The organism is Aliiglaciecola sp. NS0011-25 (assembly GCF_040370605.1).
GTDB classification, from domain to species: Bacteria; Pseudomonadota; Gammaproteobacteria; order Enterobacterales; family Alteromonadaceae; genus Aliiglaciecola; species Aliiglaciecola lipolytica_A.
The window spans coordinates 152,273-167,058 of the sequence record NZ_BAABWR010000003.1 but is presented as its reverse complement, the minus strand read 5'-3'; the positions used below and the strand labels follow the sequence as shown (position 1 = coordinate 167,058).

General features: G+C 41.6%; 13 protein-coding genes. 11 read left to right on the top strand and 2 right to left on the bottom strand.

Annotated elements, in window-relative coordinates:
• Positions 1-26 precede the first annotated feature (26 nt).
• Together ABWV72_RS03865 and ABWV72_RS03860 are read left to right on the top strand one after the other, a co-directional pair.
• Complete coding sequence (locus ABWV72_RS03865; RefSeq protein WP_216046951.1) at positions 27-656, top strand: hypothetical protein; 630 nt, start codon at positions 27-29, stop codon at positions 654-656.
• A 307-nt stretch (positions 657-963) separates the two neighbouring features.
• Positions 964-1,416, top strand: a complete 453-nt coding sequence (locus ABWV72_RS03860) for a hypothetical protein (protein WP_353368822.1) — start codon at positions 964-966, stop codon at positions 1,414-1,416.
• Here ABWV72_RS03860 and ABWV72_RS03855 read toward each other — a convergent pair.
• Positions 1,413-2,609 carry a dipeptidase gene (locus tag ABWV72_RS03855; protein ID WP_216046950.1) on the bottom strand — a complete coding sequence of 399 codons (1,197 nt, stop codon included), beginning with the start codon at positions 2,607-2,609 and terminating at the stop codon, positions 1,413-1,415. The genes ABWV72_RS03860 and ABWV72_RS03855 overlap by 4 nt on opposite strands.
• Positions 2,610-3,116: 507 nt before the next feature.
• On the opposite strand from ABWV72_RS03855, the gene ABWV72_RS03850 reads away from it, so the two are divergent.
• Both ABWV72_RS03850 and ABWV72_RS03845 read left to right on the top strand, forming a co-directional pair.
• Complete coding sequence (locus tag ABWV72_RS03850; protein WP_353368820.1) at positions 3,117-4,730, top strand: glycerol-3-phosphate dehydrogenase/oxidase; 1,614 nt, start codon at positions 3,117-3,119, stop codon at positions 4,728-4,730.
• Between the two features lie 222 nt (positions 4,731-4,952).
• Positions 4,953-5,729, top strand: a complete 777-nt coding sequence (locus tag ABWV72_RS03845) for a SapC family protein (RefSeq protein ID WP_353368818.1) — start codon at positions 4,953-4,955, stop codon at positions 5,727-5,729.
• A gap of 47 nt (positions 5,730-5,776) precedes the next feature.
• Here ABWV72_RS03845 and ABWV72_RS03840 read toward each other — a convergent pair whose 3' ends face one another.
• On the bottom strand, positions 5,777-6,844 hold the full coding sequence (locus tag ABWV72_RS03840; protein WP_353368816.1) for an aldose epimerase family protein: 1,068 nt from the start codon (positions 6,842-6,844) through the stop codon (positions 5,777-5,779).
• A gap of 488 nt (positions 6,845-7,332) precedes the next feature.
• Between ABWV72_RS03840 and mraZ the strand changes: the two genes are divergently transcribed.
• The 7 genes from mraZ to mraY are packed head-to-tail and all read left to right on the top strand — an operon-like array spanning position 7,333 to position 14,781.
• A complete protein-coding gene (mraZ, locus tag ABWV72_RS03835; protein ID WP_216046946.1) occupies positions 7,333-7,791 on the top strand; it encodes a division/cell wall cluster transcriptional repressor MraZ in 459 nt (152 codons plus the stop codon).
• Positions 7,788-8,738, top strand: coding sequence for a 16S rRNA (cytosine(1402)-N(4))-methyltransferase RsmH (gene rsmH, locus ABWV72_RS03830; RefSeq protein ID WP_216046945.1), 951 nt, complete (start codon positions 7,788-7,790; stop codon positions 8,736-8,738). The genes mraZ and rsmH overlap by 4 nt, the downstream gene beginning before the upstream one ends.
• Positions 8,735-9,055: a cell division protein FtsL gene (ftsL, locus tag ABWV72_RS03825; protein ID WP_216046944.1), complete on the top strand. Its 321-nt coding sequence runs from the start codon at positions 8,735-8,737 to the stop codon at positions 9,053-9,055. The genes rsmH and ftsL overlap by 4 nt, the downstream gene beginning before the upstream one ends.
• On the top strand, positions 9,052-10,791 hold the full coding sequence (locus ABWV72_RS03820; protein WP_216046943.1) for a penicillin-binding transpeptidase domain-containing protein: 1,740 nt from the start codon (positions 9,052-9,054) through the stop codon (positions 10,789-10,791). Before ftsL ends, ABWV72_RS03820 begins: the two co-directional genes overlap by 4 nt.
• Complete coding sequence (gene murE / locus ABWV72_RS03815; RefSeq protein ID WP_353368812.1) at positions 10,791-12,314, top strand: UDP-N-acetylmuramoyl-L-alanyl-D-glutamate--2,6-diaminopimelate ligase; 1,524 nt, start codon at positions 10,791-10,793, stop codon at positions 12,312-12,314. The genes ABWV72_RS03820 and murE overlap by 1 nt, the downstream gene beginning before the upstream one ends.
• Positions 12,314-13,705, top strand: coding sequence for a UDP-N-acetylmuramoyl-tripeptide--D-alanyl-D-alanine ligase (locus tag ABWV72_RS03810; RefSeq protein WP_353368810.1), 1,392 nt, complete (start codon positions 12,314-12,316; stop codon positions 13,703-13,705). The genes murE and ABWV72_RS03810 overlap by 1 nt, the downstream gene beginning before the upstream one ends.
• Complete coding sequence (gene mraY / locus ABWV72_RS03805; RefSeq protein WP_353368808.1) at positions 13,699-14,781, top strand: phospho-N-acetylmuramoyl-pentapeptide-transferase; 1,083 nt, start codon at positions 13,699-13,701, stop codon at positions 14,779-14,781. Before ABWV72_RS03810 ends, mraY begins: the two co-directional genes overlap by 7 nt.
• Positions 14,782-14,786: the final 5 nt, after the last annotated feature.

Here is a 14,786-nt window from a genome sequence, read left to right as displayed (position 1 = left end):
TCATCTGTTTTGAATTGACCATTGATATGCAAATATATTCCCAACCACTTTCTTTATTTGATTATATCGGTAATCAAACCCAATCGAATCAAGATCTTGAAAATATTGCCCAAGCTAATAAACAAGATATTAAAGGTGGTTTAGCTGTTTTAAACACTGGCTTAGCTAATCAAGAATTTGAAGAAACCTTAAAGTTACTTGAAAAAGGTGAAATCGACTTAGACTTGAATACTGTCGAAAATTACTATCAATTTAATCAGAATAAATTGAACAAGGAAATCGAACAATTATTTGCCCAGTATGACGGCATAGACAGCCTTAAAATTAGTGTCGAGAACGAAAAGCTAACCGTCATTGGTGACAGCCCATCCGCTGAATCATTACAAGGTTATCTTGATCGCGATAGTCGACTAAACGACTTAGTACAACAAACTTCAAAATTATCCCAGTTTGTTGAATGGGGTAAAGCTAAAGAGCAAGCGGCAGTTTATCAGCAGGAAAATATGCCAGAAGAGACACTTATTGATTATTTAAAAGAAGCCAGAGACGTAGTCAACAATGTAAATGAACTCACTGTGACTGCAACAGGTGGGGATTTTGCCTCTCACGGTCATACCGATATACTAACTAAAAAGTATTCTACCTCTGAAAACTAAATACTTTTAAAAACCAGCACTGATATTCATTAATCCGCTTTTCGTTATCGTTGTCATTGAATTTATGTCGATGCGGGCATTTTTGATTTATATTAATGTTTGCGACATTTTATTCGAATAAAATGCTGTTTAGTCTTTAGTCTAATTGTTAATCAATAAAGAAGTAGGGTAGATTGGTTAAAATATATACCTTTATTCATATTGGTTATCCAAAATTCATTCAGAGGTTGATATCAACAAGACCATTATCCCGACAATACTCGATATAGAGGCCAGTGGTTTTGGGAGCCATAGTTATCCAATTGAGGTGGGCGTTGTGACTTATTTGTCGCAGCGCTATTGTCGATTGATACAACCAGAAGCTGATTGGCATCATTGGACACAGGAAGCTGAGGACCTACACGGTATTTCTCGAGATGTATTACTGCAAAAAGGTACTGCTGCATCCCAAGTATGCGAAGATTTGAATAACCTGTTGAGAGGTCAAACCGTTTATTCTGATGGTTGGGTGGTGGACTACCCTTGGCTGATCAAACTTTTTAGTGCTGGTAAACAGCACATGAAATTCAAATTTAGTCCGTTAGAAAATATTCTGTCTGAAAATCAAATGGAACTTTGGCATGATACCCAAGAGAACTTAGTTAAAAGCATGGATTGTCGACGTCACAGGGCCAGTTGTGACGCAGAGTTAGTTCAGAACGTATATATGCAAACTCAGCACGATACTGAACTGACTAACTCTACTTCATTTCATTTTTAATGTTTAGCTGCGTACTCTTCTACTTCACGCCAAACGCGAAGTAAATTTGTTCCGAGTATTTTAGCAATATCAGATTCGCTATAACCCTTATCCAATAGGCCTTGAACTAAGTTTGGATAAGCAGATACATCTTTCAAACCTATGGGCAATGAATCGCCAACACCATCGTAATCTGAACCAATACCAACATGATCAATGCCAACCAATTTGACAACATGGTCGACGTGCTCTACGACCGTATCAACATTGGCATAGGGGAAAGGATTGTTTTTGAAATACTGTTCTTCAAAATTCTCTAACTCAGCACTGTCTGCACCAAACTCCTCTTCAATGGCTTTACGCTTTTCACCCATAGTGATGCGCCAACCTCTGGACACTTGGTCGACAAAGGTAGAACCGAAATTGATCATGACTACACCGCCGTTTTCGGCCAAGGCCACTAACATTTCGTCGGTCATATTACGTTCAAAACCCGGAGTAAAGCGGCGCAAGGATGAATGGGAAGCAATAACTGGCGCTTTACTCAACTCTATTACTTGGTAAAAGGCATCATCTGAGACATGGGAAATATCTATCATAATTCCGATGTTGTTCATTTCGCCAACCAGTTCTTTACCAAATGGGCTCAGGCCTTTCCATTTTTTGCGAAGATCGTATGAAGAATCGGAAATGTGATTGGCTAATGAATGGGCTAAGGTGATATATCGGATACCGCGGTCATAGAAGGTTTTCAGGTTTTCCATGTCTCCTTGCAGCGGTGAACCATTCTCCATACCCATAGGCAAAGAGATTAAGCCTTGAGCAAATTGTTTTTCAACATCAGCTGGTGATTTTGCTATGGCAAACTTATCTGGGGCTCTACCTACGATGGCTTCAACGTAATCAATTAATTTGTGAGCTAAGGCCGTGGATTTTGGGGAGTCATCTAAAGATGCTGGAATATAAATTGACATAAAAGGAGCGTTTAGTCCGCCTGCTTTAGCTCTAGGGTAATCGAAATCCCCAGAATCAGTGGCGACAGTCACATCTTCCCATTTTTGCTGTAGACGATAAGGTACATCAATGTGACCATCGACTAAAATATATTTTTGAGTCAGTTCAGTGGCTTTTTTTGAAGCATGAAATTCACTATCAGACGCAGTGACACAACCGCTCAATGCCAACGCTATACAAATCCATAAACTCTTTTTCATACTATCTGTTCCTTATTATTTTACGATTAGACGATTGTTCTAAAGACGCGCTGTTTCAAAAGCGTGTGGTTATAAATTTTTGTGCTTCTTTTAACGCTGTAGCACGGTTATTTGGATTTACTTAAATGTCTGCAGCTTTAGTTGTTTCCGTCCAAGGCTAGTTAAACCCCAAGCAACTTCATTGCTTGATTTACCTTATCAATACAGCAAATCACGTTAACTGTACGCAATGTATCAGTGTGACTAACAAAGTGATGGAAAAGTTGAGTGTTAAAGCCTGATTAACTTAAGCCTCACCGAGGTATCTAAAGCTGCGACAAACTATCCCGTATTTTTTAGTTGAAAACAAGGTGATAGGCTAAGCAAGACCTGAGGATTGTTAAATATAGTTTCCAACTTTGGTCTTTTATCGCCTACCATTGTACTGAATATGCTCAACGGTTTACTCATAAACCTGTCCGCGGGGGAAAATTGAATTAATGAATATTATTGATATGGCTCGAAACCATGAACTTACGTAAAAGTAATATTGCAAAACTTCCGCAAGATACTTTCGACGTGCTTATTGTGGGAGGCGGGATCAATGGCGCAGTGTCAGCAGCGGCGTTGTCGGCCAAAGGAGCCAAAGTTGCGTTAATCGATAAAGGTGACTTTGCTGGTTCCACGAGTTCAAATTCATCCAATCTTGCTTGGGGGGGGATTAAGTATCTTGAGAGCTTTGAATTTGGATTGGTTAATAAACTATGTAAAAGCCGCAATCATTTAATGAGGCATTATCCATCCACAGTTCAAGAGATTCGTTTTTTCACCAGCATTCAACGGGGATTTCGTTTCTCACCTGCATTCATTTATATGGGAACCCTTTTATATTGGCTGATGGGGCGCTTTTTCACAAAAATGCCTAAATATTTGTCCTGTGAAAAGATCAAAAAAATGGAAAGTATTATCAATACCGAGCATATATCAGGCGGATTTGAATACTCAGATGCTTATTTACATGATAATGATGCGAGGTTTGTGTTCAATTTCGTTCGCTCTAGCATGAGTTATGGGTGCATTGCCGCCAACTATGTAGGGCTAGAACATTCCCGCAAAGTCGACGGATTATGGTTAAGTGAAGTGACCGATCAGATCAGTGGCGAAAAGATAGAAATTCGCTCGAAGGCTATTATTAACGCAACAGGCCCTTTTGTTGACCAAATAAATCAAATGAATAAACAAACAACGGAGCACCACCATGTATTTTCCAAAGGTGTGCACCTAATCGTCGACAAAATCACTGACAGCCATAAAGTGCTGACGTTTTTTGCTGATGATGGCCGATTGTTTTTTGTGATCCCCATGGGACCCAAAACCTGTATTGGCACCACTGATACACAAGTTCCCAGTCCGAATACGCAAGTCTATGAGCAAGATAGAGAATTTATCTTGTCGAACGTTAATAAACTATTGGCCCTAGCTAAACCGCTGACTAAAAATGACATCATCGCAGAACGATGTGGAGTAAGACCTTTGGCTATCAAAGGAAGCGGAGGGAAAGCCGATTGGGTTAAATTGTCCCGTAAACACGCAATTGATGTTGATAAAGACAATCACTATTTATCTATATTTGGTGGTAAGTTGACAGATTGCCTTAACGTCGGTGATGAAGTCTGTGAGTTGATAGAGTCCTTTAATATTCCATTAGCTTACAAAGATTATAAATGGTACGGCGAACCTGGAGAGGCCGTAAAACGCGAGTTTTTCCATCGGGCTAAACTGATGGGGTTCGATGAGCTTACACCTGCAAGTTCCTCCGAGCCTCTGTCTCAACGTTTTTGGAGGAGGTACGGACGTAACGCGATTAATATGCTGGAAAGCATTCGTGAAAATCCTGCTATGGGTAAGCTATTAATTGAAAACAGCGAGTATCTGCGGGTTGAAGTTGAACATGCCGCTAATCGAGAGATGATAACAACCTTAGATGATTTTTTGCGGCGGCGCTCAAAAATAGCCTTAGTTGTCTCCCAGCAAGATATCTTGCAAGCCCCAGGGCTAAAAGAAGCATGTGAAATTCTGTTTGGCGATGAAGCTGAGGCTAAATTGGCAGAATATATTGGCACAGTCGTTAATTCTGCATAATTTTGCTGGTATGCACAATTTTTAACAAACTATTTCTAATTTAAGCTTTTTGGGTGGTGACTTCCCAGCCCAAATAAAACATACTTGCACACTTTCTGGCACAAGCTGACTTATATTTTACAGCGCTCAGGCAGTGCAAAGAGCAAGTAAAGTGTTTGAAAGTGATTTTAATCTCCGTCGTGTTTTCCCCACGGAGCATCATTTAAAAGAGAACAAGAAGTAATGAAAACGAATTATATTCCACTGGATAAAAATAAACATAGCGCGCTAAAAGTAAAGACGCAGCATAACTTTGAATTTGCCAAAGAGACTCATTTAGCATCAGCTTCCTTACGTGAGTTCGCTCAAATTGCCAGTTGTATGCCTATTGCCTTTATTAAGGATCAACCTTCAGGCAATTTCCATTCAATTGCTATGTTAGGTTTGGAGCAAGGTACTAATTTATATTTCAAAGATGACAAATGGTTAGGCCATGTTATGCCTTTGAATATTCAACGCTATCCTTTCGATGTGCGCCCTGACGGTGACAAATTAGGCGTTTACATCGACGAAAACAGTGTTCTGGTTGGTGAAGAAGGCGAAAGCTTGTTCACAGCAGAAGGCGAACCAACAGATTATTTGAAAAATCGTCAAGACCTTCTGGGTGAAATTACCAATAGTGAATTGGCAACTCAGCGTTTTGTTAAAAAGATCGTTGAATTAGATTTGCTTGATGCTGTGCAATTAAATGTTCAATATGCTAGTGGCGAAAAGCGTGCTGTTACCGGTATTTTCACGATCAATGAAAAACGTCTGAATGAGTTATCTGACGAAATTATTATTGAATTGAAAAACAGCGGTTTTCTTGGTGCTATCTACACGGCAATGTTATCACTCACTCAACTAAACCGTTTAGCCCAATTGTCAGTGAACACCGACAAGCCAATTCGCGCAATTCAAATAAGTTTAGTTGACGATGCTAAAAAAGAGACAGCTAAAGAAGAAGCGCCAAGCGCGTAAAACGTTATCACGTTTTTGATATAGCTAAACAAAAGCCAACAGTACAATTACTGTTGGCTTTTTTGTTTAACTTGGTAACTTGTCCGCGAGACGAAAGGTGTATTGGCTAGCAAAGTCGCACTTGGGAAAGTCGCTTGATTGGGGCTGTTCGGATAGAATTGGGATTCAATACAAAAGCCATGATAGGCAGCGTATTTAGTGTTATTTTTTCCTAGGGTATTCTCACCTAAAAAATTGCCAGTATAAATTTGTGCCCCCGGCATGGTCGTTTCCGTCACTAATGTTCGGCCAGATTTTGGCTCAGTCACTTGTGCGACCAATTGCAGTTTTTGTTGATCTTGTGAGAATCCATCCACACACCAATTGTGGTCAAGACCACTGGCCGCTTTGATTTCTTCATCTTGCTGTTTAATCGCTTTACCAAAAGGAGTTGGCTGACGTAAATCAAAAGCCGTATTATCGACTGATCTAATTTCTCCGGTTGGAATCGCATTTTCATCTGCTGGCGTGTAAAAATTGGAAGATAGGGTAATTTGTTGATCAAAAATACTCCCTGAGTCATGTCCAGCTAAATTAAAATAACTATGTTGAGTGGGGTTGAATACAGTATCTTGATTACAAAGCCCACGGTATTCAATGGTTAATCGGTCTTCTTGATCGAGTGTGAAAATAACATCTACAGTGAGGGTTCCAGGAAAGCCTTGATCACCATCTTCACTTATTAAACTCAAGGTAATACTTGGATCTGGACGCTCAAGCAAATTACTAACTGACCAAATTCGATTATGGAATCCGTCAACCCCACCGTGCAGGCAATTACCTTGTAAATTTGTGCTGACCGAGTATTGCTTTTCAGCTATTTTAAATAGCCCTTTTTCGATTCGATTTGCATAGCGACCTACTGTTCTGCCTAAATAACTTTGATCAGATAAATAGTCATCCACACTATCAAAGCCTAAAACAATATCTACGTTGGGATCGGTAGCTAATGTCCACGATCGAATAATTGCTCCTAAGGTCAATATTTCAACTGACATACCGTTTTTGTTGGTCAAAATGTAACTATCTACTACTTGGCCATCGGGCATTTTTCCAAATTGATTTGTATCGATCATACTTCATCTCTTCCTGCTTAGGTTGGTTGATCAACGGCTTGCCTTAGTTAGCCAATCACTATTCTATTGGGACACGAAATTCTCAATAAACTGCGTAATACTGAGTATCTTAATATAAGTTGACGCCTAGCTTATTATAAAAAAAACTATCCTCATGATTATTTTGCGTTTTTTAGAATAAGAAGGAAATTTCAAGTAAGATTTTTTAGCTTATTTTAAATCTAATGGATCCTCGATTTTCACTGTACATAAAAACAGCTTTGAAGGCTTTCTTTATATATATCAGCCGCTTTCGTCTAGCCCTTAGTTTAATTGGTATTCGCGGCTTCTCTTTAACCCGTTTTTTGTCCTTGACAATGGGGTTAGTGGAAACCTAAACTCTCATTTGTGGGTAATTGTGGCAGAAAGTGGATCAAAGTGATCTTAATGTGTTGCAAACTGATGCTAAAAAAATAATAAAAGCAAACTAATAACAAAGGCTAGGGGATATGTTCCGCGGCGCTAACGCAATCAATCTAGACGTAAAAGGCAGGGTGGCGATACCTACACGGTATCGGCAGTTGTTGCTAGATGATTGTCAGGGACAACTGGTTTGCACAATCGATACACAGCAAAGCTGTCTGCTACTTTACCCACTTCCTGAATGGGAAGAGATTGAGCTTAAACTTAGTAAACTTTCTAGCATGATACCTCAAGAACGCCGCTTACAGCGACTTCTTTTGGGTTACGCGATGGAAGGCGAAATGGACAAGAATGGTCGCTTTCTCTTGTCGGCTCCACTTCGTCAACACGCCAACTTGGGCAAAGAAATTATGCTAGTAGGACAACTTAATCGCTTCGAAATTTGGGATGCGCAAATATGGCAGCAACAGGTTCATCAGGATATTGAAACTGAAAAAGGTGGCGAATTTGAATTGACTGAGCGTTTACAGGACTTCTCACTTTGATTACTGAAAACCAATCGTCACAAACTTTGCACCGCTCAGTGTTGCTGGATGAATCCATTGAGGGGTTGGATATCAAGCCCGATGGCATTTATATGGATGCCACTTTTGGACGTGGTGGTCACACTGAAAAAGTGTTGCAGAAGTTGTCGGCCAATGGACGCTTGATTGCACTTGACCGTGACCCTTACGCGATTGAAGCGGCAAAACGTTTTGCCGATGACAGCCGTTTTTGTATTGAACATGTGGCATTTTCGAATATCGAAGAGGTGGCACTCAAACATCAGGTATTGGGCAAAGTCGACGGTATATTGATGGATCTTGGGGTGTCTTCGCCGCAGTTAGATGACGCGCAACGAGGTTTTAGTTTTATGCGCGAAGGTCCATTAGATATGCGCATGGACACCAGCAAAGGTATTAGTGCAGCTCAATGGCTGGCAAAAGCCGAAGAAGATGACATTACTCAGGTTATCAAAGAGTTTGGTGAAGAAAAATTTGGTAAACGAATTGCTCATGCAATTGTCAATAGCCGTGATGAATTTCCGTTAACGACAACATTGCAATTAGCAAAGTTAGTCGATGAAGCGGTGCCGGTTAAAGATAAATATAAACATCCTGCGACCCGTACTTTTCAGGCAATTCGTATTTATATTAATAGCGAATTAGATGAAGTTCGGGACGGGCTTAAAGGTGCATTAGCGTGCCTTTCTTCTGGAGGACGACTGGCAGTGATCAGTTTTCATTCGTTAGAAGATCGATTGGTAAAACGCTTTATGCGCGAACAAAGTCGCGGCATGCAGGTTCCAGCCCGTATGGCAATTACGCAGGCACAAATAGATGCAACACGGGCAATGAAATTAATAGGCAAGGCGACTAAGCCCAGCGAGTATGAAATTAAAGTGAATGCGAGGTCGCGAAGTTCGGTGTTAAGGGTGGCTCAGAAGCTGTGACAGAGACTAGGACCAACTTCAATTTGGTCAACTTAATCTTCACCGAACTAGCCCGTCACCCGATACGGGTTTTGTTGTTTTTAATGGTATTGATAAGTGCGTTCGCAGTGATCATGAGTGCGCACCATAATCGGCAGATGTCGATTGCTTTAGAGCAGTTGATGCAAGAACAAGATCAATTAGATATCCAGTGGCGTCATCTTATTTTAGAACAGGGTGCACTAACGGATCATAACCGCATTGAAGTGGCGATGAAAAAGCAACTTAATATGCACAGACCAAGTCCAGAAAATGAAATTGTGGTGCGCTTGAAATGACGAAGGCTAGGACTAAACAAGCTAAGAAAAACATTGCTCCAAGTATGGTGCAATGGCGTTTCATAGTGGTTGTTGGTGCCATATTAGCCGTGTTTGCAGTGTTAACTGTCAGAGCCGCTTATATTCAGGTAATTAATCCTGACCAACTAATTGAAGAAGGCGATAACCGTACGCTTCGAGTACGAAATAATGAAGTTTATCGTGGCTTGATCACTGACAGAAACGGTGAGCAATTAGCGGTAAGTGTGCCTGCAAAAGCGGTATGGGCACATCCACCTACAGTCACAGATCCAGAAAAAGGCGCACTAGCTGACACTCGCAGATGGCAAGCACTTGCAGAGGTGTTGGGTCAGGATGTGGATAAGTTGATTAAAAAAGCCAGCAACGAAAATAGCAAATTTGTTTATTTGCAACGCCAAGTGTCTCCGGCAATGGCAACGTTTGTGAAGAAGCTAAATATTCCCGGCGTATACCTTGTCAACGAATCTCGCCGTTATTATCCAGCGGGCGAAGCTTCTGCTCATGTGGTCGGTTTCACCAATGTGGATGATCAGGGAATTGAGGGGATTGAGAAGTTATATGATGAATACCTTTCGGCAACCCCAGACTCCAGAACGATCCGTCGAGATGCTAAAGGCCGTCAAGTTGAAATTCTTGAACAAGAAGAAGGAAAAGATCCCCAAGATATCCAACTTACTATTGATCAACGGATTCAAGCGCTTGCATATCGTGAATTAAAATCAGCAGTGCATTTTTATCGTGCTACATCTGGCTCTGTGGTGGTTGCGGATGTAAACACCGGTGAAATATTAGCGATGGTAAATAGTCCATCTTTCAATCCAAATAATCGCCAAGGTGTATCCCCTCGAAAAATTCGAAACAGAGCCATTACCGATACCTTTGAGCCAGGTTCCTCAGTTAAACCTTTGGCTGTAGTGAGCGCCTTAGAGTTTGGTTCTGCTGATACTGAGACGATTATAGATACCTCTCCAGGCTGGCGACGTCTTGGCGGAAGTATTGTTCGTGATTCCCGTAATTATGGCAAATTGACGTTGCAGCAAATCATTCAAAAATCCAGCAATATCGGTACATCCAAGCTGGCTTTATCGGTGCCTAAAGAGTTCCTGCTAGATACTTATTACAACATGGGATTGATGAGTGAAACGGGAACTAATTTAATTGGTGAACAGGGGGGGCTTTTCAACGAACAGCGGAGATGGTCAAAATTTGAATTGTCTACGTTGTCGTTCGGTTATGGATTATCTGTTACCACTATGCAATTAGCCCGGATGTACTCCATCTTAGGTAACGGCGGCATTAAGCAGCCACTAAGTATTGTCATGTCAGATGAACAGAAAATGACAGAAAGAGTCATTAGTGAAGAGAATGCCCATCGTGTATTAATCATGATGGAGAGTGTACTTGAAGACGGCGGCTCTGGTCGCAAGGCTCGAGTACCTGGATATCGCGTTGCAGGTAAAACAGGCACAAGCCGCAAAGCCATTAAAGGCGGATACGGTGAGCAATATGTGAATATTTTTGCTGGTGTAGCGCCTGTATCGGATCCACAACTGGCCGTGGTTGTGCTAATTAACGAGCCGAAAGGTGATTTGTATTATGGCGGCGACACTGCTGCCCCTGTTTTTAGCACTATTATGGCAAATACATTGCAATTGTTGAATGTGCCGCCCGATGCCAAAAACGTCTCCTCAATCGCTAAACGAGGAGAGCAATAATGCAGCAGTTTCAGGCAATTAATAATATTAAAGCGGTACTCGCTAAATTTCAGATTGATGCACCCGATGTACAAGTCAGCGAGCTAGTATTAGACAGTCGTGAAGTGGCGGTTCACAGTGTTTTTGTGGCAATAAAGGGACATCAATTAGACGGACGAGATTTTATCCCGCAGGCAATTAGCCTTGGTGCAAAACTGATACTGCAAGAAGTTGAGCAACCGCAACTTCATGGCGAAATTGAAATGCGCGAGCAAAGTATTTTGATTTCGTTTTATCAGTTAGGTCAAAAGCTATCTTTGCTAGCCGCCGCATTTTATGGTTCACCGGCTCAATACTTAGATGTGATTGGCGTAACGGGCACAAACGGTAAAACTTCGGTTGTACAATTAATCAGTCAATTGCGTTTCTTATGTGGCGACGTATCAGCTTCGATTGGTACTTTGGGCGCGGGATTGTACAGCGTAGACAACTATCAATTAGAAAAAACCCTTAACACCACGCCAGATGCCTGCCAGGTACAAAAATTATTGGCTAAGTATGTGGGTTTGGGTGCCAAACAAGTTGCCTTAGAAGCGTCCTCTCATGCATTAGTTCAAGATCGCATTCAAGGGCTTAAAATGGACGTGGCGGTATTTACTAATTTGACTCGTGACCACTTGGACTATCACGGGGACATGACCGAATATGCCAAGGCAAAACGCCAATTACTTAATCAGCCAGAACTGAAAAATCTGGTGTTAAATGCAGATGATCCAGAAACCGCTAATTGGATTAGTGCTGCTTCAAAACAACAAAAAATCACGTTGTTTTCGACCCAATTGAGTGCCGAAAATGTGGCCGATACACAGCAATATTGTTTCGCCAGTAATATTCAATACGATCAACGCGGATTGTCTTTTCAATTGAATTCATCATGGGGAAATGCGGACATCCATTGTGGTCTATTAGGTAAGTTCAATGTAGCCAATTTACTGGCCGCAATCGCTAGCCTTCTAGTCTTAGGCTTATCGCTGCTAAAATTAGCGAAGTTGTGTAAAAAATTAAAACCCGTCGCTGGACGGATGGAGTTATTTGAACACCCTAAGGCTGGCAATCTCATCGTCGACTTCGCACATACTCCAGATGCGTTAGAGCAGGCCTTGAAATCAGCGAGAGTACATAGTCAAAAGCAACTTATTTGTGTGTTTGGATGTGGTGGCGACAGAGATAAAGGTAAACGCCCATTAATGGCAGCGGCAGCCGAGCAATATAGTGATCAAATTATTATCACCTCAGACAATAGTCGCTCTGAACCTTCTTCCTCAATTGTTGCCGATATACTTGCCGGAATAACGGACCAAAGCAAAGTCAAAGTAGAAACGGATCGTAAAAAAGCGATTCAATTAGCTATAGCGCAGAGTCAGAAAGGCGATCTGATTGTGGTTGCTGGCAAAGGACATGAAACAGAACAAGTCATCGGCCAACAGAGTCTGCCATACGATGAACGAAACTACGTTAACACTCTGTGTGTGGGGGAAATGTAATGATTGAAGTATCTCTTGATTGGATAGCACAACAAACAAGCGGACAGCTGGTTGGAGATAACGCAAATGTGTCTGGCGTAAGCACAGACACAAGAAGTTTAGTGCAAGGGGATGTTTTCATTGCTTTGGTCGGCCCTAATTTTGATGGTCACAAATTTATTGATGAAGCAGCCAAAAATGGTGCGGCAGCGTTTATCGTGTCACAAAATATCGACACCCATTTACCCTATATTTTAGTCGAAGACAGCAAACTTGCTTTAGGCGCATTGGGCGCTGCGGTAAAACAAAAAGTTGCACCCAAAACTGTGGGAATTACCGGTAGTAGCGGCAAAACAACCGTGAAAGAAATGGTTGCCGGAATTTTGTCTCGGATCGGAAACGTATTGGCCACCAACGGAAACTTCAACAACGATATTGGCGTGCCTCTGACATTATTAAGATTGCAACAGAATCACGATTTTGCAGTAATCGAAATGGGTGCTAATCACTTAGGTGAGATTGCCTATACCACTAATTTAGTGAAGCCCGACGTGGCGACAATCGTCAATGCAGCTGCGGCTCACCTAGAGGGTTTTGGTAGTTTACTGGGCGTTGCCCGTGCTAAAAGTGAAATTTTTAGAGGGTTGAGTAGTAAAGGTACAGCAATCATTAATCGAGATAGCCAATTTAGCGATTTTTGGACTGGTAAGTTGAAAGAGTGCCATATTCAAGGTTTTTCAGTAAGCCAAGAAACCGACTTTTATGCACAGGATGTCACTTTGGGCATCGATGGTTGCGCGCAATTTATGTTGTGTACACCTAAAGGCAAGATTCATCTTAGCTTAGCATTACCCGGAATTCACAATGTTGGCAATGCGCTAGTGGCAGCTGGATTGGCCATGAATGTTGGCGCCAATTTAGAAGATATTAAATTTGGTTTGCAAAATATGCAGCAAGTCAGTGGTCGACTGCAAGTCAAACAATTAACTAACCAAGTTAAAATTCTTGATGATACCTATAACGCCAATGTGGCATCGGTAAATGCAGCAATTGATTTACTTAGTAGTTTCAGCGGTTACCGTATTTTGATCTTGGGTGACATGGGCGAGTTAGGTGAAAAAGCTCGTTATTACCACGAACTTGTTGGCGAATATGCTAATAAAAAAGGCATCGATAATTTAGTTACCTTAGGGGTTTTGAGTCAGGCTGCGAGTGACGTATTTGGCGGTAAACATTTCAGTGATATTAATTTGTTAGTTGAACATATTAGTGCTTCTTTAGCGTCTGAGCAGCGAGATATTACCATTTTAGTAAAAGGCTCCAGAAGTGCCCGAATGGAAAGAGTCGTTAAAGCATTGGAGGAATCTCCTGTGGGAAAGTTTGAAAGAGTTAGGGAGCGAATTGCATGCTAATTTGGTTGGCTGAGTGGTTGCAGCAATATGATTCTGGGTTCAACGTATTCTCATACCTTACGTTGCGCGCAATCCTTAGCACACTTACCGCGTTATTGATGGCCGTATTAATTGGACCAAGCATGATTCGCTGGTTGCAAACGATGCAAATAGGTCAAACGGTGCGTGATGATGGGCCGCAAAGCCATTTGTCTAAATCCGGCACACCTACTATGGGTGGTTTGTTAATTTTAGCTGCAATTCTAACGAGTGCGTTGTTATGGGCAGACTTGAGCAACCGCTATGTTTGGGTTGTATTGTCGATTGTCGTCGGTTACGGGCTAATTGGATTTGTCGATGACTACCGCAAAGTAGTGCGTAAAGATCCCAAAGGTCTGATTGCCAAATGGAAGTACTTTTGGCAGTCAATTATTGCCATCGCGGTAGCGGTTTACTTATACGCAAATAGTCAAGATCCTGCCGAGACAGCTCTGCTAGTGCCTTTTTTCAAAGAAGTCATGCCCCAGCTTGGTATGTTTTTTATGGTAGTGGTGTATTTCACTGTGGTAGGCACCAGTAATGCGGTAAATCTTACCGACGGCCTAGATGGATTAGCAATAGTACCCACTATTTTGGTCGCTGGGGCACTCGCTATTTTTGCTTATACCACCGGCAATATTAACTTTTCAGCGTACTTAAATATTCCCTATATTCCAGAAACCAGTGAATTAGTGATTGTTTGTACCGCCATTGTTGGTGCTGGATTAGGGTTTTTATGGTTTAACACCTACCCAGCCCAAGTGTTTATGGGAGATGTAGGTTCATTGGCGTTAGGCGGTACCCTGGGAATTGTGGCGGTACTTGTTCGCCAAGAAATAGTGTTGATTATTATGGGGGGGGTATTTGTAGTTGAAACCTTGTCGGTGATATTGCAAGTGGGATCCTTTAAGTTGCGTGGCAAACGCATATTTAGAATGGCCCCAATACACCACCATTTTGAACTAAAAGGTTGGCCTGAACCAAGAGTCATCGTTAGGTTTTGGATCATTTCATCGATTCTAGTGCTAATCGGATTAGCCACATTGAAGTTGAGATAAATAGA

Bases quoted from the DNA above. Each gene is read 5' to 3' on its own strand.
- ABWV72_RS03820 (WP_216046943.1), top strand. From the start codon at position 9,052: ATGACGAAGGCTAGGACTAAACAAGCTAAGAAAAACATTGCTCCAAGT.
- murE (WP_353368812.1), top strand. From the start codon at position 10,791: ATGCAGCAGTTTCAGGCAATTAATAATATTAAAGCGGTACTCGCTAAA.
- mraY (WP_353368808.1), top strand. From the start codon at position 13,699: ATGCTAATTTGGTTGGCTGAGTGGTTGCAGCAATATGATTCTGGGTTC.
- ABWV72_RS03810 (WP_353368810.1), top strand. From the start codon at position 12,314: ATGATTGAAGTATCTCTTGATTGGATAGCACAACAAACAAGCGGACAG.
- mraZ (WP_216046946.1), top strand. From the start codon at position 7,333: ATGTTCCGCGGCGCTAACGCAATCAATCTAGACGTAAAAGGCAGGGTG.
- ABWV72_RS03845 (WP_353368818.1), top strand. From the start codon at position 4,953: ATGAAAACGAATTATATTCCACTGGATAAAAATAAACATAGCGCGCTA.
- ABWV72_RS03865 (WP_216046951.1), top strand. From the start codon at position 27: ATGCAAATATATTCCCAACCACTTTCTTTATTTGATTATATCGGTAAT.
- ABWV72_RS03850 (WP_353368820.1), top strand. From the start codon at position 3,117: ATGAACTTACGTAAAAGTAATATTGCAAAACTTCCGCAAGATACTTTC.
- ABWV72_RS03840 (WP_353368816.1), bottom strand. From the start codon at position 6,844: ATGATCGATACAAATCAATTTGGAAAAATGCCCGATGGCCAAGTAGTA.
- ABWV72_RS03855 (WP_216046950.1), bottom strand. From the start codon at position 2,609: ATGAAAAAGAGTTTATGGATTTGTATAGCGTTGGCATTGAGCGGTTGT.